This is a genomic window from Rhizobium sp. SVR5-2C, from assembly GCF_056755115.1.
The window spans coordinates 1-22,840 of sequence record NZ_JBNDHT010000046.1 but is presented as its reverse complement, the minus strand read 5'-3'; the positions used below and the strand labels follow the sequence as shown (position 1 = coordinate 22,840).

Annotated in this window: 21 protein-coding genes; 15 read left to right on the top strand and 6 right to left on the bottom strand. The window is 60.2% G+C overall.

Annotated features, from left to right (window positions below):
* Positions 1–36 precede the first annotated feature (36 nt).
* Genes ACPYOI_RS15360 through ACPYOI_RS15345 form a run of 4 tightly spaced genes read left to right on the top strand, consistent with a single transcriptional unit; the run spans position 37 to position 2,398 of the window.
* Complete coding sequence (locus ACPYOI_RS15360) at positions 37–813, top strand: ComF family protein (RefSeq protein ID WP_481416460.1); 777 nt, start codon at positions 37–39, stop codon at positions 811–813.
* Positions 814–848: 35 nt separating this feature from the next.
* Positions 849–1,106 carry a glutaredoxin 3 gene (gene grxC / locus ACPYOI_RS15355; RefSeq protein WP_168832583.1) on the top strand — a complete coding sequence of 86 codons (258 nt, stop codon included), beginning with the start codon at positions 849–851 and terminating at the stop codon, positions 1,104–1,106.
* Between the two features lie 9 nt (positions 1,107–1,115).
* Positions 1,116–1,973: a carbon-nitrogen hydrolase family protein gene (locus ACPYOI_RS15350; RefSeq protein ID WP_481416453.1), complete on the top strand. Its 858-nt coding sequence runs from the start codon at positions 1,116–1,118 to the stop codon at positions 1,971–1,973.
* Positions 1,970–2,398 (top strand): DUF1178 family protein, encoded by a 429-nt coding sequence (locus ACPYOI_RS15345; RefSeq protein ID WP_168832581.1) that lies wholly within the window; start codon positions 1,970–1,972, stop codon positions 2,396–2,398. The genes ACPYOI_RS15350 and ACPYOI_RS15345 overlap by 4 nt, the downstream gene beginning before the upstream one ends.
* 4 nt (positions 2,399–2,402) lie before the next feature.
* Here the strand turns inward: ACPYOI_RS15345 and ubiG are convergent, their stop codons facing one another.
* Positions 2,403–3,149, bottom strand: a complete 747-nt coding sequence (ubiG, locus tag ACPYOI_RS15340) for a bifunctional 2-polyprenyl-6-hydroxyphenol methylase/3-demethylubiquinol 3-O-methyltransferase UbiG (RefSeq protein WP_481416454.1) — start codon at positions 3,147–3,149, stop codon at positions 2,403–2,405.
* Positions 3,150–3,203: 54 nt separating this feature from the next.
* Positions 3,204–4,631 (bottom strand): amidase, encoded by a 1,428-nt coding sequence (locus ACPYOI_RS15335; protein ID WP_481416455.1) that lies wholly within the window; start codon positions 4,629–4,631, stop codon positions 3,204–3,206.
* A gap of 100 nt (positions 4,632–4,731) precedes the next feature.
* On the opposite strand from ACPYOI_RS15335, the gene ACPYOI_RS15330 reads away from it, so the two are divergent.
* Positions 4,732–5,514, top strand: a complete 783-nt coding sequence (locus ACPYOI_RS15330; RefSeq protein ID WP_481416456.1) for a helix-turn-helix transcriptional regulator — start codon at positions 4,732–4,734, stop codon at positions 5,512–5,514.
* A gap of 33 nt (positions 5,515–5,547) precedes the next feature.
* Here the strand turns inward: ACPYOI_RS15330 and ACPYOI_RS15325 are convergent, their stop codons facing one another.
* The 3 genes from ACPYOI_RS15325 to ACPYOI_RS15315 form a co-directional block, all read right to left on the bottom strand.
* On the bottom strand, positions 5,548–6,879 hold the full coding sequence (locus tag ACPYOI_RS15325; protein WP_481416457.1) for an APC family permease: 1,332 nt from the start codon (positions 6,877–6,879) through the stop codon (positions 5,548–5,550).
* A 172-nt stretch (positions 6,880–7,051) separates the two neighbouring features.
* Positions 7,052–7,600, bottom strand: coding sequence for a cysteine hydrolase family protein (locus tag ACPYOI_RS15320; protein ID WP_481423009.1), 549 nt, complete (start codon positions 7,598–7,600; stop codon positions 7,052–7,054).
* Positions 7,601–7,745: 145 nt separating this feature from the next.
* Positions 7,746–9,155 (bottom strand): DUF5939 domain-containing protein, encoded by a 1,410-nt coding sequence (locus tag ACPYOI_RS15315; protein WP_481423006.1) that lies wholly within the window; start codon positions 9,153–9,155, stop codon positions 7,746–7,748.
* A 344-nt stretch (positions 9,156–9,499) separates the two neighbouring features.
* Here ACPYOI_RS15315 and ACPYOI_RS15310 point away from each other — a divergent pair, with 344 nt between their 5' ends.
* The 10 genes from ACPYOI_RS15310 to clpB all read left to right on the top strand — a co-directional run bounded on the left by ACPYOI_RS15310 (position 9,500) and on the right by clpB (position 20,343).
* Positions 9,500–10,774: an aspartate kinase gene (locus ACPYOI_RS15310; RefSeq protein ID WP_168832575.1), complete on the top strand. Its 1,275-nt coding sequence runs from the start codon at positions 9,500–9,502 to the stop codon at positions 10,772–10,774.
* An 88-nt stretch (positions 10,775–10,862) separates the two neighbouring features.
* Positions 10,863–13,130 carry a phosphoenolpyruvate--protein phosphotransferase gene (gene ptsP / locus ACPYOI_RS15305; protein WP_168832574.1) on the top strand — a complete coding sequence of 756 codons (2,268 nt, stop codon included), beginning with the start codon at positions 10,863–10,865 and terminating at the stop codon, positions 13,128–13,130.
* 28 nt (positions 13,131–13,158) lie between these two features.
* Positions 13,159–14,238 (top strand): peptide chain release factor 1, encoded by a 1,080-nt coding sequence (gene prfA / locus ACPYOI_RS15300; protein ID WP_481419784.1) that lies wholly within the window; start codon positions 13,159–13,161, stop codon positions 14,236–14,238.
* Complete coding sequence (prmC, locus tag ACPYOI_RS15295; RefSeq protein ID WP_481423005.1) at positions 14,235–15,107, top strand: peptide chain release factor N(5)-glutamine methyltransferase; 873 nt, start codon at positions 14,235–14,237, stop codon at positions 15,105–15,107. The genes prfA and prmC overlap by 4 nt, the downstream gene beginning before the upstream one ends.
* A gap of 341 nt (positions 15,108–15,448) precedes the next feature.
* Complete coding sequence (locus ACPYOI_RS15290; RefSeq protein ID WP_481419786.1) at positions 15,449–16,147, top strand: DUF4167 domain-containing protein; 699 nt, start codon at positions 15,449–15,451, stop codon at positions 16,145–16,147.
* Positions 16,148–16,293: 146 nt separating this feature from the next.
* Positions 16,294–16,617: an ArsR/SmtB family transcription factor gene (locus ACPYOI_RS15285; protein WP_481419787.1), complete on the top strand. Its 324-nt coding sequence runs from the start codon at positions 16,294–16,296 to the stop codon at positions 16,615–16,617.
* The gene (locus ACPYOI_RS15280; protein WP_481419788.1) at positions 16,614–17,024 is read left to right on the top strand and encodes an SRPBCC family protein; all 411 of its coding nucleotides are present in this window, start codon (positions 16,614–16,616) and stop codon (positions 17,022–17,024) included. Before ACPYOI_RS15285 ends, ACPYOI_RS15280 begins: the two co-directional genes overlap by 4 nt.
* Positions 17,025–17,060: 36 nt before the next feature.
* Positions 17,061–17,249, top strand: a complete 189-nt coding sequence (locus ACPYOI_RS15275) for a hypothetical protein (RefSeq protein ID WP_481419789.1) — start codon at positions 17,061–17,063, stop codon at positions 17,247–17,249.
* Between the two features lie 59 nt (positions 17,250–17,308).
* On the top strand, positions 17,309–17,515 hold the full coding sequence (locus ACPYOI_RS15270) for a hypothetical protein (RefSeq protein WP_481423004.1): 207 nt from the start codon (positions 17,309–17,311) through the stop codon (positions 17,513–17,515).
* 224 nt (positions 17,516–17,739) lie between these two features.
* Positions 17,740–20,343: an ATP-dependent chaperone ClpB gene (gene clpB / locus ACPYOI_RS15265; protein WP_481419791.1), complete on the top strand. Its 2,604-nt coding sequence runs from the start codon at positions 17,740–17,742 to the stop codon at positions 20,341–20,343.
* A 54-nt stretch (positions 20,344–20,397) separates the two neighbouring features.
* Here the strand turns inward: clpB and ACPYOI_RS15260 are convergent, their stop codons facing one another.
* Entirely contained in the window at positions 20,398–22,335 is a 1,938-nt protein-coding gene (locus ACPYOI_RS15260) for a M23 family metallopeptidase (protein WP_481423003.1), read from the bottom strand.
* Positions 22,336–22,840: the final 505 nt, after the last annotated feature.

The following is a 22,840-nucleotide window of genomic DNA, read 5'->3' as shown; positions in this document are numbered from 1 at the left end:
ATTTTCCTTTTGCCGGGAAACCGCTACTCTCCGCCGATGGGGCTCATCAATTTTGAACGGCCGAGGGCGGTACAATGGACGCATTTCCTGCGGCCGTTTTCCATGCTTGCCGACCTGCTCTATCCGCCGGCTTGCGCCGCGTGTGGTGTCATGACTGCGGATCACCGCGGGCTTTGTCCGAAATGCTGGTCCGGCGTGCGCTTCATCGAGCGGCCTTATTGCGAGGTGCTCGGGCTGCCGTTCTCGCATGATCTCGGCTCGGGCATCCTGAGCGCCGAGGCAATCGCCAATCCGCCGGTGTTTGATCGCCTTCGCTCGGTCGCAACGCATGATCACGCCGTCCGCGATCTCGTCCATGGCCTCAAATATCGCGACAGGACCGATCTGGCGCCGATGATGGCGGGCTGGATGTTTCGTGCAAGCGACGGCATGGTGGAGGTCTGCGATGCACTGGTCCCGGTTCCGCTTCACCGGGGAAGAATGCTGTCCCGCAAGTTCAACCAAGCGGCAGAGCTTGCCCGGCATATCGCTCATCTGTCCGGAAAGCCCTTGTTGCCCGCCACGTTGCTGCGCGTCAAGCGCACCACCCAGCAGGTCGGGCTCGGCGCAAAGGCGCGCGAGGACAATGTGCGGGGCGCTTTTGGGATCGCCAAGGGCCGCGAAAACGATGTCTTCGGCAAGCGGATCGTTCTTGTCGACGACGTTTACACGACCGGCGCGACCGTCGGTGCGGCAAGCCGCGTGCTTCGCAAAGCGGGTGCCGCGGACATAACGGTTTTGACCTTTGCAAGGGCTCTTTCAGAACCTATATGACAAAAACAAAAACGGCATCCATCCGGAGACCAAGCATGGCACCCGTCACCATCTATACGCGGCAGTTCTGCGGCTATTGCGCCCGCGCCAAGTCCCTCCTTACGGAGAAGGGCGTCGACTATGTCGAACATGACGCGACCTTTTCGCCGGACCTTCGCCAGGAGATGATTGGCAAGGCGAACGGCCGGACGACCTTTCCGCAGATATTCATTGGCGCGCAGCATGTCGGCGGCTGCGACGATCTCTACGCACTCGATCGGGCCGGCAAGCTCGACCCCATGCTGGTAGGCTGAGGAAGACCGATGACGTTCAAGGCCGCTGCCATTCAGATGTGTTCAGGCGTCGATCCGGCGAAAAACGCCGCCTCGATGATGCACTTGGTGCGTGAAGCAGCGGCCCAGGGCGCAATCTATGTGCAGACGCCGGAGATGACCGGCATGCTGCAGCGGGACCGGGCCGCGGCCAAGGCCGTGCTTCGCGACGAAACCAACGAGATCATCGTTAAAACGGCATCCGCACTTGCCGCTGAGCTTGGCATCTACGTGCATGTCGGTTCGACTGCGATCGCGCTCGAGGACGGAAAGCTCGCCAATCGCGGCTTTCTCTTCGGCCCGGATGGCAGAATCCTCAATCGCTATGACAAGATTCACATGTTCGATGTCGATCTCGACAACGGCGAGAGCTGGCGGGAGAGTGCCGCTTATCGTCCCGGCTCGGAGGCGCGCGTCCTGTCGCTGCCTTTCGCCGACATGGGCTTTACCATTTGCTACGACGTTCGGTTCCCCGCGCTTTTCCGCGCCCAGGCGATTGCCGGTGCGGAAATCATGACAGTGCCCGCCGCATTCACCAGGCAGACGGGCGAGGCACATTGGGAAATCCTGCTTCGCGCCCGCGCCATCGAAAACGGCGTTTTCGTCATTGCCGCAGCCCAGGCTGGCCTCCATGAGGACGGCCGTGAGACCTACGGCCATTCGATGATCATCGACCCATGGGGGAAGGTGCTGGCTTCCGCCGGCGGTGCGGGCGAGGCGATTATTGTGGCGGACATCGATCGAGCTGCGGTCAAGGCTGCGCATGACAAGATTCCGAATCTGAAGAATGGGCGGGAATTCTCGATCGAAAAGATCCCGGGGGCAGTCGTGGGAGGCGTCGCCGCTTGATCCGTTATTCCCTCAATTGCGAGAATGCCCACGAATTCGAAGCCTGGTTTTCCGAAGGTGCCGATTTCGAACGCCAGCTTGCGTCAGGCTTCCTCACCTGCCCGGTTTGCAACTCCACATCCATATCGAAGCAGCTGATGGCCCCTTCCGTTTCGACCGCCCGCAAGAAGGAGGAGAAGAAGACGCTGGCGATGGACACGGTGCGCCGGGAAGCCTTCGAAGAGCTCAAGAAAGCTATCGCGCACGTCAAGGCCAATGCCGAGGATGTAGGCACACAATTTCCCGAAGAAGCCCGCAAAATCCATTACGGCGAGGCGGATGCTCGCGGCATCATCGGACAGGCGACGATCGACGAGGCTCGGGCACTGGTCGAGGAAGGCATTGAAATTGCGGCTCTTCCGGTGCTGCCGGACGACGTGAATTGATCGTTTATTCGGGCCGCTTCGCCAGCAGCATGTAATTCACGTCCATATCCTTCGACAGGTTCCACTGGTTTGCCAGCGGATTGAAGAAGACGCCGGTGCGCTCGATTATCGTCATGCCGCTTGTCGCAAGCGGCTTTTCCAGCTCTTCCGGGCGGACCAGCTTTTGATACTGATGCGTGCCGCGTGGCAGCCAGCGGAGGATGTTCTCGGCGGCGAAAATCGCAAGAGCGGCGGCCTTCATCGTGCGATTGATCGTGGCGACGTACATCAGCCCGCCGGGACGAACCATTTTCGCGCAGGTCGTCATGAAGAAATCGACGTCGGCGACATGTTCGACCACTTCCATGTTCAGCACGATGTCGAAGATCTCGCCGGCTTCGGCGAGCTGTTCGGCCGTGACCGCACGATAATCGACCGCGACGCCCGATGCCTTGGCATGCGTCGAAGCGATGCCGATGTTTTTTTCGGAAGGATCGGCGCCAACCACGGTTGCACCCATGCGGGCAACGGGTTCTGAAAGCAGACCCCCGCCGCAGCCGATGTCGAGCACGCGCAGGCCTTCCAGCGGCCGCGGGTTCTTGGGGTCACGGCCGAAATTCTCGGCGGCCTTGTCGCGGATATAGGTCAGGCGCACCGGGTTGAACTTGTGCAGTGGCTTGAACTTCCCGGTGGGACTCCACCATTCCGCCGCCATCGCGGAAAAGCGGTCCACCTCGCTCTGGTCGATCGTACTTTTTGCCGCATCGCTCATGCGCCTGCTCCTTGCCTTGCTCGTCCAGTGAAGTCGGACGATCGGCAGCATAAGTCAAGGGGCGGGCAGACGGGGAACGGCAAGACGCGCCTCGAGCGCCGCGCCCATCGCAAGAACATGCTCGTCGGCAAAGCGTCGCCCGACGATCTGCAGTCCGACAGGCAGGCCATTCGTGGCCAGCCCGACCGGCAAGGAAAGTGCCGGCAGTTGCGGCAGCATGTTGAAGGGGCAGGTCATGTCGAGCCCGACGAAACGGCCATCCGGATCGGTGCCGACATAATCATCGTCGCATTCGCTGGCGAGCGGCGCGGTGATCGCACAGGTGGGGCAAAGCAGCGCGTCGTAGGATTCGAAAAGCTTTGCCATATCGCGCCACATCGACGTGCGCAGCAGTTCCACGCGCTTGTAGGCGGTGGCATTCATCGAAAGTCCGCGTTCGATCGCAGCAACGATGGCGGGATCCATTTTTTCCCGGTACTCCGCGATTGTTTCGCCAAAGAAACCGGACATGAAAACGCACCAGAGATCGAACCATTCGTCGTTCACTGAGCGCGTCCAGTGCATCGGGACCTCATCGACGATGGCGCCCGCGCCGCGCAGTTCCTCGGCGGCGGCCAGTATGACCTGCGCGACTTCCGGCTGGATCCGGTAGTAGCCGAGGTCCATCGACAACGCGAAGCGTTTGCCTTCCAGGTTGCCGTTTCGCGCCACTTGCGACACAAAGCCGATCGGCAGCGAGGAAATATCCTCGTCGCTCGGGCCGCATGTCGTTTCCATGAAGGCGATGGCGTCACCCACCGTGCGCGCCAGCGGGCCGAAATGCGAGATGTTGTCGAAGAGGCTCGGCAGGATCGTCATCGGAATCCGCCCGAGACTCGGCTTCAAGCCGACCGTGCCGCAGAATGCCGCGGGAATCCGCACCGAGCCGCCCATGTCCGTGCCTTCCGCGAAAGGGACGACGCCCGTAGCGACCGCAACCGCCGAGCCCCCGGAGGACCCGCCGGAAGTCCGCGCTGGTTTCCACGGATTGCGGGTTACACCCCAGCGAGGGCTGCTGGTGAAACTCGCAAAGGCGAATTCCGGCGTGGTGGTCTTTCCCATCAGAATTGCGCCGGCGGCTTGCAAGCGCCGGATACAGAGCGCCGTTTCGCCGGGCACCCAATCGCCCTTGGTCCAGGAGCCCAGCGTCGTCAGATCGCCCGCGGTCGGGGTCAGATCCTTGGCAGCGAATGGCACTCCGTGCAGCGGGCCGACCGCTTCGCCGCGGGCGACGGCGCGGTCTGCGGCGCGGGCAGCTTCGAGCGCCTGGTCCTCACGGATGACGGTGAACGGGTTCAGGGTTTCGCATACAGCCTTCGCGCGCCGAAGCGATTCGGCCACCACGCTTTCGGAGGTGAACAAGCTCCTTCGGATTCCGCTTGCGATTTCCATTGCGGGAAGGTCCAGCGGATGTGGCGTTGCGGTTTCCAGTGGCGTGTTCATCGTGTCCTCTGCCAGTTCCATCGGGTCATTGCATTTTGGTGCCAAAGCGTGCTTGCTGCGCAAACCGTGTTATGCGGCTTTTTGATCGCCAGGGCCATTCATGAGTTCCGTTCCGAGAACAAGCACCCAGATGCCGTCCTTCGACGTCTGGAATGCGAGCCTTGCCAATGCCGCGAACGCTATCGGTTCGCGTAGCTTTCCAGACGCGTTGACTTCGGCGCTCCGCCTGCTTGCATCCTTCCAGATGATGAATGGTTTCATCTATTCGCCGGATGGCCATGCCTTCGATCTCTACAACGAGAAGATCATTGCCGAGCGCGCGATCATCGTCGATCGCTATCTCGCCGGTGCCTTCGTGCTCGATCCGTTTTACGACGCAATCCGCAACCACCGCAGTGAGCGGATGATCGTAATGCGTGAAATCGCACCGGACGATTTCCAGCAGTCTGAATATTACCGGCTGCATTACGCAGCGACCGAGATCGTCGACGAGATCGGTTTCGTCATGATGCTGGAGAACGGCTTCACCGCCGTGCTTTCGCTCTCGCGCACCGGATCGGCGCCCCTCTTTTCGACGGAGGATCTGGAGCGGCTGAAATCCGCCGCTCCAGTTGTTTGTGCTTTCGGTGAGCGGCACTGGTTTCACGTTTCCGGCCTTTCGCTGGAGATCAAGAATGCAGCACCTGCGGCGAGGATCGAGCATCCCCTTCTGACGAAGCGCGAGCTGGAAATCGTCACGCTGGTCCTCAAGGGGCATTCCAACCTCTCCATTGCCGCGGTCCTCGAGCTGTCTCTGAACACGGTCAAAGTTCACCGTCGGCAGATTTACGCGAAACTCAATATTTCCAGCCAGGCTGAGCTCTTCCGGCTCTTTCTGGCGTGAGACCGGCCCAATCGGCCGGGCCTCGTTTTGATGTTATTCGGCGAAATCCATCTCGGGAGGAGCCGCCTGGAACAAGCGCGTCAGGTATGCGAGATAGACGATGCCTATAAGGAGCCAGAAGAGGCCGAGCATCTTGGCGTGAACGTCAAGCTTCCAGAGCAAGAAGAGATCGCAGACTGCAGCCAGAGCTGGAATGACCAGGCCGATCAGCGCGCCGAGCGGCTTCACCTGGGCATCACCCTTCATGTAGAGCGCAATCACCGAGACGTTGACGGCGGTGAATGCGAGAAAGGCGCCGAAGTTGATGAAAGAGGTCGAGGTCGTGACGTCCATCGTGAGTGCCAATAGACCGACGATGCCAACGAGGACAAGGTTCAAGATCGGCGTATGCCACTTCGGATGGAGGTTGCCGAAAAAGGAAGACGGCAGCACCCTGTCGCGGCCCATCGCGTAGAGCAGGCGGCCGACGCTCGCCTGCGCAGCGAGACCCGAGGTGAATTGCGCAACAACAAGAGTTGCAAGGAAGATCGTGACAAAGAGATCGCCGCCGATCGATTTGGCGATTTCAGTTGCTGCTGCGTCGACAGAGACGAAGTCCATGCCCGGATGAGCGAGTTGCGTGAAGTAGGCCGCGACGACGAATATCAGCCCGCCGGCAAGCGCCGTAATCAGGATCGCTTTCGGCATGGTGCGCTTCGCATCCTTGGTTTCTTCAGTCAGCGTCGAAACGGCGTCGAAGCCGAGGAAGGAATAGGCGGCGATCGCCGCACCGGCGACGGAGGCCGAGAACGGGACGTCAGCCTTGAAGAACGGTGTCGCGGAAACCAGGCCGCCCGGGCCGCTTGCTGCGATCACATAGCGTGCGGCGAGGAAGACGAAGGCGATAAGCACGCCGAGCTGCACCAGCATCAGAATAAAATTGACGCGGTTGGCGAAAGCGATGCCGACGACGTTGACAAGCGTGGTGAGCACGATGAAGCCCAGGATCCAGACATAAGCCGGAATGGCCGGAAAAGCGGAAGTCAGGTAGGCGGCACCGATCAGCCAGATGACCATGGGCAGGAAGAAATAGTCGAGCAGTACCGCCCAGCCGACGAGAAAGCCGACGCTGGGGCTGATCGACTTGCGGGCATAGGTATATGCCGATCCGGCCACCGGATAGACACGGGCCATGACGCCGTAGCTGATGGCGGTAAGCAGGATCGCTGCTGCCGCAACAAGATAGGCCATTGCCGTCGTGCCCTGGCTTACAGTCGCGAGCGCGCCGAAGGTGCCGAAGACGATCATCGGCGTCATGTAAGCCAAGCCGAAGAGCACGACGGACCAAAGTCCGAGCGCCCGGTCGAGTTTCACTCTATCAGTCATATGTTCCGCCTCCGCGAAGAGTTGTCGTTTGTTTTTTTGAAACTGCGCAGGTGCAGGTCATCCCTAGCTGTTCCGCGCAGGTCTCGCCTGCATTTTCTTATTATGAAGAAAAGATGAACGAGCGCGGGGCAGTCGAATATAACCCCAAGGTGTTATGTGGAGATGGTGATACTCAGCCGTGTGCTTGCCGCAGGAAGTCATCCGCGGCCATCAACTCGAGTTGGACCGAAAAGCGGTTTCGCAGCAGTTCCAGCGAGGCTTCGTGCGTTTGGTCGTCGCCGCTGCAGAGGGCATCCTCGATGAGTATGATGCGGTACCTAAGGTCGACGGCCCCGAGCAACATCGCCATGACGCAGACATCAGTTTCGCCGCCCGTAATCACCAGCGTTTCGACTGCTTGCCTTCGCAAAGCAATATTGAGCCTGCCGTCGAGCCATGGGGAATAGATTTTCTTGTCGAATAAGGAAGCCGGCGGCACCAGCCTTTGCAGTGCAGGTACAAGCTCCAGCATCTCCGCCGGCAGATGTTCGCCGGTCATCATCCACCATTTTTTATAGTAATCGCGCCAAGAGCCTTTTGCCGCGTCCTTCGTTTCCGGCGTCAGGAAGCGCGTAAAAATGGTGCGTTCGGGGTAGCTCGAGGCGATCTCAAGCACCTGCGGCAGCACGCGATCCATCCACGCGACATGCCAAGGCGTGTCTTCCGCAAACAGACGTTGCATGTCGACACAGATATGGCGCCAGTTTTCGAGCGTGCCGCTATTCAATGGAATCTCCTTCGGACCCTCTAATTCGGCGTAGGGTCAAAGGGTTCCTCAATCTTGGTGAGGATGGAGTGGCGCACGTCCGGATCGATGAGGTGATGGCTCAGGGGATCGCAAAGATGCTGATTTCGTTGGCGATGCCGCGAAGCGCGACTTTTTGCGATATGGGATTGAGACCGCGATCCGTCAGAAGGTTGAAGGCGCTCGGGTCGCCAAGCACGGAGCCGGTGGCGAAGATTTCACGAGAGGTGGCAAGGTGCTGAACGCGCGAGGCGATATTCACCGTTTGCCCGAAGTAATCCTGCCGCTCGTTGAGGTTAACGGCGATGCATGGGCCCTCATGGATGCCGATCTTTAAAAGCAGGTCCTCGCTGCCGCGCTCGTCGTTGAGTTTGCGCATCGCCTCGCGCATCCGCATGGCTGCGACGACAGCGCGATCCGGAGTCGGGAACGTGGCCATCACCGCGTCGCCGATCGTCTTGACGACGGCGCCCGCCTCCGCTCCCACGATTTCGTTGAGGATACCGAAATGCGTTTTCACCAGATCGAATGCCGCCAGATCACCAACCCTTTCATAAAGCTCGGTGGAGCCGCGCAGGTCGGTGAAGAGGAAGGTCAGGCTGGTGATCTTCAGACGCTGGTCCACTTCTATGGTGTCCGTGCGGAAGATATCGCGGAATGTCTGGTTCGAGAGCAAGCGCTTGGCAGTCAGGAAGGGACGGCGGCGGCCAAGCAATTCGTGCAGCGCGTCGTTTGCAACGGCGACCGATGGCAACGTGCGAACATCGGTGTGGTTTTCCAACGAAATGCGCATCGGGCCGGGCCGCAGCTCGAGAGGCTCGCTGTGCCGGTGAGCTCGGTCGAATACGAGCGAAAGACTCTGTCGCTCTTTGGTCGGCTCGCCTTTGACATCGAGAAATTGCGCCGAGTGGGTGACCGGCTCGAAGACGATGACGAACTCTGCCGGCAACTGCAAGGAGATGACCGCCTTCTCGCCGGGCGGGAGTTCCAAGCATTCAACGATGAATTCGTCGATCTTTTCCTCAAACCCGTCCTCGGGCAGATCGACCCCTGAACTCCAGTAGATTTGCCGGTAATACTCCAACGGCGGCAACTCGTGAGGATTGTGGGCTTCAATGTGGCGTACACGGGGACTGACGGTGAAGGTCACCTCAACCATTTCGTCCAGCGTCGGCTCATAACCGGCCGCGCAAAGCGCGCAGCTATACTCGTCGCTCTGCACGGTCCTCAGGGAGGTATTGGCATCCAGCACGCCGCCGCAGCCTGGGCAGAGTACGTTCCATGACAGGTCGAACACGCCCAGCTGGGACGCGTGCAGAAAGGCGTTAATCACCCGTTCTTCGTTGAGCCCTTCGCTGGCGGCGAAGGCAAGTGGATTGACACGACAAAGCTTGCGGTCGGGCGCTTCACGGACCAGACGTTCGATAGCATCAACGACTTTCGGCTGTGCCGACTGGCGCAGAGCTGAGAATAAAGTCTGAGCTTCACTCATGGATGCATCTTACACTGAATTGGACGCGCGATCAGCGAATTTCTCCAAAGAGGGTGCAGTTTGCACCAGCCGCAAATCGGGCTCGGCCTGACCGCCGACTTTGGACTGATTTTCTTGCGGCACGAGGTTTCGCCCCAACCTGCTATTCCAATCTCCATGCGTCCACCTTGCCACCCCACTTCAAACTCGCTAAGAGACGCCGCAACTTGGGCCCTTGGGCGCAAGGCCTAAGAAGGGTTCCAGAACTCCCAATTCCCGGGCTCTTTGGCCATGCCGCTTTCCAAGGCTTTGTGGTGCCGGGTCGGGCTTTCGCCTCTCCCGGCGGTTTGCTGTGGTAGAGGCTTATGGCACGCATCGTAATGAAATTCGGCGGCACGTCCGTCGCTGATCTGGACCGCATCAAGAACGTTGCTCGCCACGTCAAACGCGAAGTCGATGCCGGCCATGAGGTGGCCGTCGTCGTGTCCGCGATGTCCGGCAAGACCAACGAACTGGTCGGCTGGGTGCAGGGCACACCGAAGGTCGTCGGTGCCAATTCGCCTTTCTACGATGCGCGCGAATATGATGCCGTCGTCGCCTCCGGCGAGCAGGTGACCTCGGGATTGCTGGCGATTGCGCTGCAGGCGATGGACATCAACGCACGCTCCTGGCAGGGCTGGCAGATCCCGATCCGCACGGACAATGCACACGGCGCAGCGCGCATTCTCGAAATCGACGGTGCCGATATCGTCAAGCGCATGGGCGAGGGGCAGGTTGCCGTCATCGCCGGCTTCCAGGGCCTTGGACCGGACAACCGCATCGCGACGCTCGGCCGCGGCGGCTCGGATACGTCGGCGGTTGCGATTGCGGCGGCGGTCAAGGCCGATCGCTGCGATATCTACACGGATGTCGACGGCGTCTACACGACCGATCCGCGTATCGTGCCGCAGGCGCGCCGTTTGAAAAAGATCGCCTTCGAGGAAATGCTCGAAATGGCGTCGCTCGGCGCCAAGGTTCTGCAGGTTCGCTCGGTGGAACTCGCTATGGTGCACAAGGTTCGTACTTTCGTGCGCTCTTCTTTCGAAGATCCCGATGCTCCGGGCATGGGTGATTTCTTGAACCCGCCCGGAACGCTGATTTGTGACGAGGATGAAATCGTGGAACAGGAAGTAGTCACCGGCATCGCCTACGCCAAGGATGAGGCTCAGATCTCGCTTCGCCGTCTCGCAGACCGGCCGGGCGTGTCCGCAGCGATCTTCGGGCCTTTGGCCGAGAGCCATATCAATGTCGACATGATCGTCCAGAACATCTCCGAGGACGGCTCCAAGACGGATATGACCTTCACCGTGCCTTCGGGCGACGTCGAGAAGGCAATCAAGGTGCTCGGCGAGAACAAGGAGAAAATCGGCTACGACGTCGTCCAGAACGAATCGGGGCTGGTCAAGGTTTCGGTTATCGGCATCGGCATGCGTTCGCACGCAGGCGTTGCTGCCACCGCTTTTAAAGCTCTTGCCGAAAAGGGCATCAATATCAAGGCGATCACAACCTCGGAAATCAAGATTTCTATCCTGATCGACGGTCCTTATGCGGAACTCGCTGTCAGGACTTTGCATTCCTGCTACGGTCTGGATAAGAATTGATTCCCAGCAGGTGTGCCACGCGTTCGAGTTAAGTAGAAAGTGGCGGCCTGCCGGGTTATCCTGCTTTTGATTTGGAGCTTGAGACGCAATGAGAGACCTTTCCGGCGGTCCGCGCGTGTTGCTCAAGCGGCTGCGCGAGTTGATGGCGGAGCCGCTGGAGCCACAAGAGCGTCTCGATCGGATCGTTCGCCAGATCGCCAGCAACATGGTGGCGGAGGTCTGCTCCGTCTATGTGCTTCGCGCTGACGGCGTTCTCGAGCTCTATGCAACAGAAGGCCTGAAGAAAGAGGCTGTCCACCTGTCTCAGCTGAAAATGGGGCAGGGGCTTGTCGGCACGATCGCGGCTTCGGCGCAGCCGCTGAACCTTTCCGACGCGCAATCGCATCCAGCCTTCCGCTATCTCCCAGAGACCGGCGAAGAAATCTACCATTCGTTCCTTGGCGTGCCGATCCTGCGCACCGGGCGCTCGCTTGGCGTTCTCGTCGTGCAGAACAAGGCGAGCCGCACCTACCGCGAAGAAGAGCTGGAAGCGCTCGAAACCACCGCGATGGTGCTCGCCGAAATGATCGCCACCGGCGAGCTGAAGAAGATCACCAAGCCGGGTCTCGAACTCGATCTGACGCGTTCGGTGACGATCGACGGCGATACCTACAATGAAGGCATCGGGCTTGGCTATGTCGTACTGCACGAGCCGCGCGTCGTCGTCACGAACCTGCTGAACGAGGACTCGGAGAAGGAGATACGCCGACTTTCGGAGGCGTTGGGCTCGCTCAGAATTTCGATCGACGATCTGCTGTCGCAGCGAGACGTCTCGATGGAGGGCGAGCATCGCGAAGTTCTCGAAACCTATCGCATGTTCGCTCACGACCAGGGCTGGGTGAGGAAGCTCGAAGAAGCGATCCGAAACGGGCTCACGGCGGAGGCCGCGGTCGAAAAGGTGCAGAGCGATACCAAGGCGCGTATGATGCGCTTGACAGATCCGTATCTGCGCGAACGCATGCATGACTTCGAGGATCTCGCGAACCGGCTGCTGCGGCAGCTCACCGGATACTCGGGCCGGACAGCGGGCGATGGATTCCCGAACGACGCGATCATTCTGGCGCGCGCCATGGGCGCGGCCGAGCTTCTCGATTATCCCCGCGCCAATGTGCGTGGCCTGGTGCTGGAAGAAGGCGCGGTCACCAGCCATGTGGTGATCGTCGCGCGCGCCATGGGCATTCCGGTGATCGGGCAGGCGGCCGGCGTTGTAGCGCTTGCCGAAAACGGCGACGCTATCATCATCGATGGCGACGAGGGCCATGTGCATTTGCGGCCCCTGCCGGAGCATCAGCGGTCCTACGAGGAGAAGGTGCGCTTCCGGGCCCGCCGGCAGGAACAGTTCCGGGCGCTGCGCTCCGTCGAACCGCTCACCAAGGACGGACAGCGCATCTCTCTGCTGATGAATGCCGGCCTTCTGGTCGATCTGCCGCAGCTCGCGGAATCGGGGGCTGAAGGAATCGGGCTTTTCCGCACAGAATTGCAGTTCATGATCGCGTCGACCATGCCGAAGGCGGAGGAGCAGGAGCTTTTCTACCGCAATGTCGTGAAGCAGGCGGCCGGCCGCGTCGTCACCTTCCGCACGCTCGATATTGGTGGCGACAAGGTAGTGCCCTATTTCCGCGGCCACGAGGAAGAGAATCCGGCGCTCGGCTGGCGTGCGATCCGCCTCGCGCTCGATCGGCCGGGACTACTGCGGACGCAGCTTCGTGCCATGCTGAGGGCTGCGGCGGGCATCGAGCTGAAGCTCATGGTGCCGATGGTGACCGAGGTCTCCGAAATCGCCGCGGTGCGCGAATTGCTGCAGAAGGAAGTGCAGCATCTTTCCCGCTTTGGCCACGGCTTGCCTCGCAAGCTGCAATTCGGCGCTATGGTGGAGGTGCCGGCGCTGCTGTGGCAGCTTGACGAGCTGATGGCGGCGGTCGATTTCGTCTCCGTGGGGTCCAACGACCTCTTTCAGTTCTCGATGGCGGTCGATCGCGGAAATGCACGGGTCTCGGACCGCTTTGATCCGCTTGGCAAGCCGTTCCTCCGGATCCTTCGCGAGATCGTGCGCGCCGGCGAGCGCAATAACACTCCCGTCACGCTTTGCGGTGAGCTGGCAGGCAAGCCGATTTCGGCGATGGCGCTGCTCGGTATCGGGTTCCGTTCGGTCTCAATGTCGCCGGCCTCAATCGGGCCGGTGAAAGCGATGCTGCTTGCGCTCGAAGTTGAAGCCCTCTCCAAAGTCGTGAACCAGGCGTTGGACGATGTCGTGTCTACGACGCCGGTACGCGAGGTGCTTGTCGGCTTCGCCGCGAGTAACAATATTCCCCTTTAGCAAACCATAAAAAGAATCGGAGTGAAGGGTGGCGAAGCTTCCCGTTGAAAAGATGCGCGAGCTGGAACGCCGCTTCAGTGAAATTGAAGCGCGCATGTCGGCTGGCCCGTCCGCTGATGTCTATGTGAAGCTCGCATCCGAATATTCCGAGTTGCAGTCGGTCGTCGCCAAGATCCGCGCGTATGAAAAGGCCGTTGCGGAACTCGCCGATCTCGAAGCATTGCTCGGGGACAAGTCCGTCGATCGCGAGATGCGCGATCTCGCCGAATTGGAGCTGCCGGAAGTCAAGGAGCGCATCGACACGCTGGAGCAGGAAATCCAGATTCTGCTGCTGCCGAAGGACGCGGCCGACGAAAAGAGCGCTATCCTCGAGATCCGCGCCGGCACAGGCGGTTCGGAAGCAGCACTTTTCGCTGGCGATCTTTTTCGGATGTACGAACGCTTCGCCGCGGCGAATGGCTGGAAGGTCGAAATCCTTTCTGCAAGTGAGGGTGAAGCGGGCGGTTATAAGGAAATTATCGCCACGATTACCGGCAAGGGCGTTTTCGCCAAGTTGAAGTTCGAGTCCGGCGTGCACCGGGTGCAGCGCGTGCCCGAAACGGAAGCCGGCGGACGCATCCACACGTCGGCGGCGACAGTCGCCGTGCTGCCGGAAGCTGAGGAAATCGATATCGAGATCCGGCCGGAAGACATTCGCATCGATACAATGCGTTCGTCGGGCGCCGGCGGCCAGCACGTCAACACCACCGATTCGGCCGTCCGCATCACGCATCTGCCGACCGGCATCGTCGTCACCAGCTCGGAAAAGTCGCAACACCAGAATCGCGCCAAGGCCATGCAAGTTCTGCGTTCGAGGCTCTTCGATGCAGAACGGCAAAGGGCCGAGAGTGAACGATCTGCCGATCGCAAGAGCCAGGTGGGGTCCGGTGATCGCTCGGAGCGGATAAGGACTTACAATTTCCCGCAGGGACGCATCACCGATCACCGAATCAACCTGACGCTCTACAAGCTCGACCGGATGATGGAAGGCGAGATTGATGAAGTGGTGGATGCACTGCTTGCCGACTATCAGGCAAGCCAGCTGGCGCTGCTTGGCGAGCAGCAATGACGGGGGAAGGGCCGACGGTTTCCGAAACTTTGGCCGAAGCCCGCCGCCGCTTCATCGAGGCCGGTATCGCCGATCCCGTGACAGACGCGAGACTGCTCCTCGCCGGACTGCTGAAATTCTCATCGACGGAAATGTTGTCGCGGGGCGATGAGCGCCTCGCCGAGGAAAAGGTAGCGCTGATCAAGGCTGCAGTAGAAAGACGCCTGGCGCATGAACCGGTCCATCGCATCCTCGGCGAGCGGGAATTCTACGGATTGCCGCTCTCGCTTTCCGAAGGAACACTGGAGCCCCGGCCCGACACCGAAATCCTCGTCGATACGATGCTTCCTTTTCTGAGAGGTCTTGCAAAAACGGAAGGCCATCTCCATATCCTTGACGTAGGAACCGGAACCGGGGCGATATGCCTCGCGCTGTTGAGCGAATGTCCGGAAGCATCGGGTATCGGTAGCGATGTATCGGCAGATGCCCTGAGCACGGCAAAATCAAACGCTGAAAGAAATGGACTAGGGGAGCGTTTCGAAGTCGTGCAATCGAGCTGGTTTCAGAACATCAGTGGCACGTTTCACGCGATCGTCTCAAATCCGCCCTATATTGCTTCCAATGTCATTGCCAACCTAGCTCCTGAAGTGACGAAATTTGATCCGGCGGCAGCACTGGACGGTGGCCCTGATGGGCTTGACGCGTACAAAGCGATAGCCAAGGATGCGGCCAGGTTTATGCAGCCAGATGGCGTCATAGGATTAGAAATCGGCTACGATCAGCGGAATGATGTGACGGCGGTCTTCGAGGCTGCGGGCTTCCAGTGTGTCGGATCGGCAAAAGACTATGGCCAAAATGACCGGGTGCTCGTGTTCGCACTCAATGCTTGAGCGACAAATTGCAGCATAGGAACAGAACAATATTGCTATTGCGAAGAAAGGGCTTGGATTTCCGAGGGAAGCAATATAGGTTGCCCCTACGTGTTGGGCAGTCAGGAATGAACACAGATTCGTTCGGTACTTGGTCAGCCTCGGGGGTCCACTCTTTTAAACGAGAGTTTCGAAGGTTGAACACGACCCAATGCGTGAATCAGTCAATATGACTTGAGAACAAGCGGCGGGTCGGCGCGAAGGCGCATTATGCTTGCGGCACGAAGGCTCTGAGTCGGTTTTCCGGCCACGGCGGTTGGTGCCATCAATCCACACAAACAGAGAATTCAGGTGAGCGATCTATGAGGCCAGGACAGCAGAACAAGCGCGGTCGAGGGCGTGGTAACAACAACGGCGGCGGAAATAACAATAATAACAATTTCAACCGCAAGGGCGGCAATCCGCTGACTCGGAGCTACGACAGCTCCGGCCCCGACGTGAAGATTCGCGGTACGGCTCAGCATATTGCTGAAAAATACGCGCAGCTTGCCCGTGATGCACAAAGCTCCGGCGACCGCGTCATCGCTGAAAATTACCTGCAGCATGCAGAGCACTACAACCGGATCATTGCGGCCGCCCAGGCGCAGATGCAGGAACGCTTCCAGCGCGATGATCGGAACGAATACACGGACCGCGACGGTCTCGAGCGCGAAGGTGACGAGCTGGATACGGTAGACAGCGACGAAGTTGTTGTCGTTCAGCCGCCGCGCGAGCAGCATCGCCGCGAGCAGCGCGCGGAAGCGGCAGCCCCGGCTCCGGCTCCAGTTGCGGAGCAGGAAGCCATTGACGGGACCGGTCCGCAGCCGGAAATCGAAGGAATTCCAGCCGAAGTCGCCATGGAGGAAGAAACCTCCGCCGCCCCGCGGGAGCGCCAGCCTCGCCGCCGCAATGCCGGCAGTCGCCCGCGCCGCCCGCGCCGTGGCGCAGAGGGTGAAGGCGCCGATGAGGGCGCTTCAAACGAGACGCCTGCGCCGGCGCTGGCGGAAGCGGCTTCCGAGTAATTTCGTTTCAAGACGATGGTTTGATCAAAAGGCCGCTCCCACGAGCGGCCTTTTCTTTTGCGCGACGGGTTGTCGGCATTGCCGCTTGACTCATTCATACCTCTCTGGCTATACGTAAATCCATAGCCAATGAGGTATGGATTTCGGTGCCGAACACCCATGATGCGCTTTTCAGAACGCTTGCCGACCCGACCCGGCGGGCCATCTTCGAACGGCTGTGCCGTGAGGGGGAGAAGACAGTTGGCGTCCTGACGGCGCAGGCCGGCGTTTCGCAGCCGGTCGTTTCGAAACATCTCAAGGTTCTGAAGGACGCCGGCCTGGTTCGTGACCGCCACGAAGGCCGCCAGACGCATTATAGCGCGCAGCGTAAGGCGCTCGCCCCACTGGTCGACTGGACGAGCCAGATGGCCGGCTTCTGGGAAAGCCGGTTCGACGACCTCGAAGATTTGCTCAAAAAGATGGACCAATGACCCAGACCTCGATCGAAACACTCTCCGTCGTCGTCGAACGGCACGTTGCTTTTCCGCCGGAAAAGATCTGGCGGGCGCTGACGCAGCCGCATCTGATCGAGGAGTGGCTCATGAAGAACGACTTCAGGCCCGTCGTGCACCACAGCTTCAAACTCAGCGCCGACTGGGGTGCCGTGGATTGCAGAGTCCTGGAAGTCGAGCCGAACAGGACGCTTTCCTACACCTGGGCAGCTCATGGACTCGAGAGCGTTGTCATCTGGACACTGACGCCGACCAGCACGGGAACGCAGCTGCGCATGGAACAATCGGGCTTCCGGCCAGATCAGCAGCAGGCCTACAACGGCGCGCGGTTCGGCTGGCAGAAGTTCTTTGCGAACCTGGAGCAGGTTCTGGCGCGGGCGGACTGAGGGCAGTCTCGACGGATAAAGGAGCCGACTGCCACAGTGAGACTCTCGCCCGGATCAGGGCACTTATCCGGCAAGCATCCCTCGGGTCCCTTCAATTCCAGCCTTGAGGGCAATATCAGGCGTGCCATCGACATCCATGCGGGAGGCGAAATCGACAGGGAAGCCTTGAAGGCACTCATGTCGCTCGCCGCCAAGCCGCGAACGAAGAAGACAGCATCGAGTTGAGTGAAAAACGGATCTATGACCGACGGCCGGCGTCCGGCTTCGTTGAGGAGGAGCGATCATTGAATTGGAACAAATATATCTGGCAGGTCCATCGTTGGCTTTCCATGGTCTTTACGGTGACAGTCATTGCCAACTTCGTCGCCATGGCATTGGGGACGCCACCCGCCTGGGTGGTTTACTCACCCTTGCCGCCGCTCTTCCTGCTGTTGTTCACAGGCCTCTACCTGTTCGCGCTACCCTATGTCGGCAAGCAGCGCAGCGCATGACGCACCAATTTGAGAATGAAGAGCCACCGCCCGGTGCGCTCAAACCGGACGGATTTTCCCGCCGCATGCCCCTTTAAACTCTACAGATTCTCCACCATATCCTGACCAGGTTTGTTCGCGGCAAATCCCAGATGCGGCGGACAGGGCTCGCCTTTTGAGGGAGCTCAATCTCAGTCATCGGCCTGCGCCTTATATTAGGGCAGGGCGATTTATGGAGGTACAGCATGAATATTGAAAAATACTCCGAGCGGGTGCGGGGTTTCATCCAGTCCGCCCAGACTTATGCTCTGGCGCAGGGGCACCAGCAATTTACACCGGAGCATGTCCTCAAGGTCCTGCTCGACGACGACCAGGGCATGTCCGCTTCGCTGATCGAACGCGCCGGCGGAGATCCCAAGGCCGCCCGGCTTGCAAACGATGCGGTGCTCGCCAAGCTGCCAAAGGTTTCCGGCGGCGGCGGCAACATTTATTTGTCCCAGCCGCTTGCTAAGGTCCTGTCGACGGCGGAGGAGGCAGCGAAGAAAGCCGGCGACAGTTTCGTCACGGTCGAGCGGCTGCTGCAAGCTCTGGCAATCGAAGCCTCGGCTTCGACGTCTGCCACCCTTAGAAACGCCGGCGTGACCGCGCAGGCGCTCAATCAGGTCATCAACGAAATTCGAAAAGGGCGTACGGCCGATTCCGCGAACGCGGAGGAGGGTTTCGATTCCCTGAAGAAATACGCACGTGATCTGACCAGTGAGGCCCGGGAGGGCAAGCTCGATCCGGTTATCGGCCGTGACGACGAAATCCGCCGTACGATCCAGGTTCTTTCCCGGCGCACCAAGAATAACCCCGTGCTGATCGGCGAGCCCGGCGTCGGCAAGACGGCGATCGTCGAGGGCCTCGCCTTGCGCATCGTCAATGGCGACGTGCCGGAATCGCTCAAGGACAAGAAGCTGATGGCGCTCGACATGGGCGCGCTGATTGCCGGCGCGAAATATCGCGGCGAATTCGAAGAGCGGCTGAAGGCCGTGCTCAATGAGGTGCAGTCGGCAAATGGCGAGATCATTCTCTTCATTGACGAAATGCACACGCTGGTCGGAGCCGGCAAGGCCGATGGGGCGATGGATGCCTCCAACCTTCTGAAGCCGGCCCTTGCCCGCGGTGAGCTGCACTGCGTCGGCGCGACCACGCTTGACGAATACCGAAAGCACGTTGAAAAGGATCCGGCGCTTGCCCGCCGCTTCCAGCCTGTGATGGTCGAGGAGCCGACCGTCGAGGACACGATCTCGATCCTGCGCGGCCTCAAGGAAAAATACGAGCAGCATCACAAGGTCCGTATCTCGGATTCCGCGCTGGTGGCTGCGGCGACGCTGTCCAACCGCTACATCACCGACCGCTTCCTGCCGGACAAGGCCATCGACCTTGTCGACGAGGCGGCGGCCCGGCTGCGCATGCAGGTCGATTCCAAGCCCGAGGAGCTCGACGAACTCGACCGCCGCATTATCCAGCTAAAGATCGAACGCGAGGCCCTGAAGAAGGAAACGGATGCCGCGTCTGCCGATCGCCTGACGCGGCTTGAAACCGAGCTGACAGGTCTTGAGGAAGAGGCCGATGCCTTGACGGCCCGCTGGCAGGCGGAAAAGCAGAAGCTCGGTCTTGCCGCCGACCTGAAGAAGCAGCTCGACGAAGCCCGCAACGAACTGGCGATCGCCCAGCGCAAGGGCGAGTTTCAGCGTGCCGGCGAGTTGACCTATGGCGTCATTCCGGAACTGGAAAAGAAGCTGACGGAAGCCGAGCAGCAGGACAGTGATCGCAGCGCCATGGTGCAGGAGGTAGTGACCCCTGACAACATTGCGCATGTCGTCTCCCGCTGGACGGGCATTCCGGTCGACAGGATGCTGGAAGGTGAGCGCGAGAAGCTGCTTCGCATGGAAGACGAGCTCGCCAAATGGGTGATCGGCCAGGGGGATGCGGTCCAGGCCGTGTCACGCGCGGTCAGGCGTTCGCGCGCCGGTCTGCAGGATCCGAACCGGCCGATCGGCTCGTTCATCTTCCTCGGCCCGACCGGTGTCGGCAAAACGGAGCTTACCAAGGCGCTCGCCCGGTTCCTCTTCGACGACGAAACGGCAATGGTGCGCATGGATATGTCGGAATACATGGAGAAGCACTCCGTGGCCCGGCTGATCGGTGCCCCTCCCGGCTATGTCGGTTATGATGAAGGCGGTGCGCTGACCGAAGCTGTTCGCCGCCGGCCGTATCAGGTCGTGTTGTTCGACGAGATCGAGAAGGCGCATCCCGACGTCTTCAACATCCTGCTGCAGGTTCTGGATGATGGCCGCCTGACCGACGGCCAGGGCCGGACGGTCGATTTCCGCAACACGATGATCATCATGACCTCGAACCTCGGCGCCGAGTACCTGACCCAACTCAAGGAAGGGGACGACAGCGACACCGTTCGTGCGCAGGTGATGGAGGTCGTACGCGCTCACTTCCGGCCGGAGTTCCTGAACCGTGTCGACGAAATCATCCTGTTCCATCGCCTGAAGCGCGAGGAAATGGGCGCGATCGTCGATATCCAGTTGAAGCGGCTGATCGCACTCCTTGCCGAGCGCAAGATCACGATCGACCTCGACGAGGATGCCCGAAACTGGCTCGCCAACAAGGGTTATGATCCGGTCTATGGCGCGCGGCCGCTGAAGCGGGTGATCCAGAAGTACGTGCAGGATCCGCTCGCCGAGCAGATCCTCTCCGGCCAGGTGCCCGACGGGTCGACGGTGAAGATCACCAGCGGCACGGACCGCTTGCTGTTCCGTACGCGCAGCTCTGCTGTCAACGAAGCAGCCTGAGAACCGGCGACCAGAGAAGGAAAATGGCGGCTTCGGCCGCCGTTTTTGTCGGAACTATTTGCTGGCGACCTGATCGACCGGCTGATTGTTCAAAAGCGTGTCGATGCGTTTGCGCTCGTCCTCGAACTTCGCCAGCGCATCGCCGTCAAGTGACTTGCCGCCCGGCAGGCGGATGCGGAGCGGATCGACCTTGGTGCCGTTGACGATCAGCTCGTAATGAAGGTGCGGGCCGGTGGATTCGCCTGTCGTGCCGACCCAGCCGATCACCTGGCCCTGGCGCACCTTGGAGCCGGGAACGATGCCCTTGGCGATGGCGCTCTGGTGATTGTAGGAGGATTCGTAGCCGTTGGCGTGACGGACAATGGTCTGGTTGCCGTAGCCGCCGGAGTCCCAGCCCGCCTTTTCGACGGTGCCGTTGCCGGTCGCGATGATCGCCGTGCCGCGCGGGGCGGCCCAGTCGACGCCAGTATGCATGCGGGCAAAGCCCAGGATCGGGTGGCGGCGCATGCCGAAGCCGGATTTGAAGATGCCGTTCGGAACCGGATTGCGAAGCAGAAACTGGCGGATGCTCTTGCCGTCCTGATCGAAATAGTCGACGTTCCCGTCCGGATCCTGAAAGCGGTAGAAGCGCGTCACCGTGTCGCCGAAGCGGGCATTGACGTAGAGCAGCTCGGAATCCGCCGTCGCGCGGCCGCTGGAATCGGCGACCGAAAAAAAGGCCTCCAGGAAATCCGTCGGCCTCAGCTGCGCCTGGAAGTCGACGTTTGCCGCAAGTAGCTTGATGATCAGCGCCGTCATCTCCTTGGTCATGCCATAGGAGAGAGAAGCCCGGTAGATGCCGTCGTAGACGCTCGGCAGGTTCTGGCCAGCCGGTACCGATTGGGAATTGTCGTCGAAAGCGGTCGCGACCGCGTCAAGCGTGGGCGGCTCGCTTGCCTGGACGAAGCGGTTCTTGTCGTCGAGGGCGATCGTGACAAGATGACGGGTGCCGCGATAGACACTGGCGCGGATAAGCCTGGCCTGTTCGCCCTTTTGGATGATGCCGATGCGCAGGACATCGCCCTTGGAGAGTTCTTCGCTGCCGAACAGCGCGGACAGGTTGGCCGCCAGCATCTTTGCCTGCGGTTCAGGATAGCCTGAATCGATCAGCGCCTTGGCAATCGTAACGTCCTGACGGGCCGGAATGATGTCGTCTGCGAATTCCTCGGTCTCCGGCGTGATCGATTCCGGCGCGGAGACCGTCATGTTCTGCTCGAGAACACGCGCCGAAAGGCCGGAGGTCAGATCGATATCGTTGTCCTCGTTCGAGAAGCGTTGAGGATCGACATAGTAAAGCGCGGAGACCTGCGTGGTGCCATCGGTCAGCGCCGAACCGTTCGAGCGGACATTCTCCTCGATTTCGTCCAGGGTCATGCCGGGCAGCGTTTGAAACTCGCTTTTCCCGGTCGGGAAGGCAACGGTCTTGAGGCTGACTTCGGACTCGACATCGGAACCGTAGATCGCGCCGGTGCGCGCTGCCGGGGCAGGCTGTCCCTCGTCGGCGGAAAAGATCGCAAGGGCATCGAAATCCGGATAGTCCTCGGTCGTGACATGATTTGCGGCAAGCCGCATCTTCACATGCGAGAACGGCTGGCGGCGGACGACTTCCTTGTCGCCGTCGTGAACCACGGTCGAGACTTCCATGATTGCCCGGTCAGAGGGCTTGGCGGCGATTGCCGGCGCAATCAGCCTGTCCCCGCGCGTAACACCGGTATCTGCAAGCGCGTCCGTATTGGCGCTGGCATAGGCTTCAGCCGGGATTGCAAGCTGCTGGCGTCCGTCGAGGGCGGCAAAGAGGGCCACACCCATCAGAACGCTGGAGGTGATGCCGGTGAGGAACGTACCCGAAAGCCAGCGCAGCGAGACCTCGCGCCTGTCTGGCGCCCGTCTGCCATCGGCGAGAAGCGGCGGCTCGTTGCCCAACGAGCGTATCATCATCCTCTCCGTCATCATGGCAGTTTTGTCCGCGTCCTTTCATGGTTCATCGGCGCCGTCTCGGCTGGGCCGAAAGATGTGCATACTCCGGGCATGGAAGTCAAATCGCGCCACGCGCGCAATCTATGCGCCTATCCCTGCCTGAATCGTGCGCGCATAAACCGCGCGCCCTTGAGACCATCCGATTGTGATCTTGTGAGGGCGGAATAGTGGCGGAGACGATTTTAAGCCGTTTTGCAGCAGCACATTGCTTGCGGGTGCGGGGAATCGGACCGTATGATAGGACCTCCAGTTATCCAAGCAGGATTATCATTCAAAATCAATGCGTTGTAAGAAAGTTCACTTTTTTCCAAAAAGCACTGTTGACTATGTCTGAGGGAAGGACTTATAAGCCGCGTCACTGAACGAGGGCGGCGGCGCTGCTGGCGACGAAGTTTCTCGCTCTAGGTTTCCGGATTGGCTGGATTGCTGATTGATGGTTTGAGGCTTAGGTGCTTTGGACTTTGTGGAACTTTATTCGACC

Coding starts and splice junctions, on each gene's coding strand:
- ACPYOI_RS15260 (WP_481423003.1), bottom strand. CDS start 22,335: ATGATGACGGAGAGGATGATGATACGCTCGTTGGGCAACGAGCCGCCG.
- clpB (WP_481419791.1), top strand. CDS start 17,740: ATGAATATTGAAAAATACTCCGAGCGGGTGCGGGGTTTCATCCAGTCC.
- ptsP (WP_168832574.1), top strand. CDS start 10,863: ATGAGAGACCTTTCCGGCGGTCCGCGCGTGTTGCTCAAGCGGCTGCGC.
- ACPYOI_RS15360 (WP_481416460.1), top strand. CDS start 37: ATGGGGCTCATCAATTTTGAACGGCCGAGGGCGGTACAATGGACGCAT.
- ACPYOI_RS15320 (WP_481423009.1), bottom strand. CDS start 7,600: ATGCAACGTCTGTTTGCGGAAGACACGCCTTGGCATGTCGCGTGGATG.
- ACPYOI_RS15335 (WP_481416455.1), bottom strand. CDS start 4,631: ATGAACACGCCACTGGAAACCGCAACGCCACATCCGCTGGACCTTCCC.
- ACPYOI_RS15330 (WP_481416456.1), top strand. CDS start 4,732: ATGAGTTCCGTTCCGAGAACAAGCACCCAGATGCCGTCCTTCGACGTC.
- ACPYOI_RS15315 (WP_481423006.1), bottom strand. CDS start 9,155: ATGAGTGAAGCTCAGACTTTATTCTCAGCTCTGCGCCAGTCGGCACAG.
- ACPYOI_RS15350 (WP_481416453.1), top strand. CDS start 1,116: ATGACGTTCAAGGCCGCTGCCATTCAGATGTGTTCAGGCGTCGATCCG.
- ACPYOI_RS15325 (WP_481416457.1), bottom strand. CDS start 6,879: ATGACTGATAGAGTGAAACTCGACCGGGCGCTCGGACTTTGGTCCGTC.
- ACPYOI_RS15310 (WP_168832575.1), top strand. CDS start 9,500: ATGGCACGCATCGTAATGAAATTCGGCGGCACGTCCGTCGCTGATCTG.
- grxC (WP_168832583.1), top strand. CDS start 849: ATGGCACCCGTCACCATCTATACGCGGCAGTTCTGCGGCTATTGCGCC.
- ACPYOI_RS15290 (WP_481419786.1), top strand. CDS start 15,449: ATGAGGCCAGGACAGCAGAACAAGCGCGGTCGAGGGCGTGGTAACAAC.
- prmC (WP_481423005.1), top strand. CDS start 14,235: ATGACGGGGGAAGGGCCGACGGTTTCCGAAACTTTGGCCGAAGCCCGC.
- ubiG (WP_481416454.1), bottom strand. CDS start 3,149: ATGAGCGATGCGGCAAAAAGTACGATCGACCAGAGCGAGGTGGACCGC.
- ACPYOI_RS15280 (WP_481419788.1), top strand. CDS start 16,614: ATGACCCAGACCTCGATCGAAACACTCTCCGTCGTCGTCGAACGGCAC.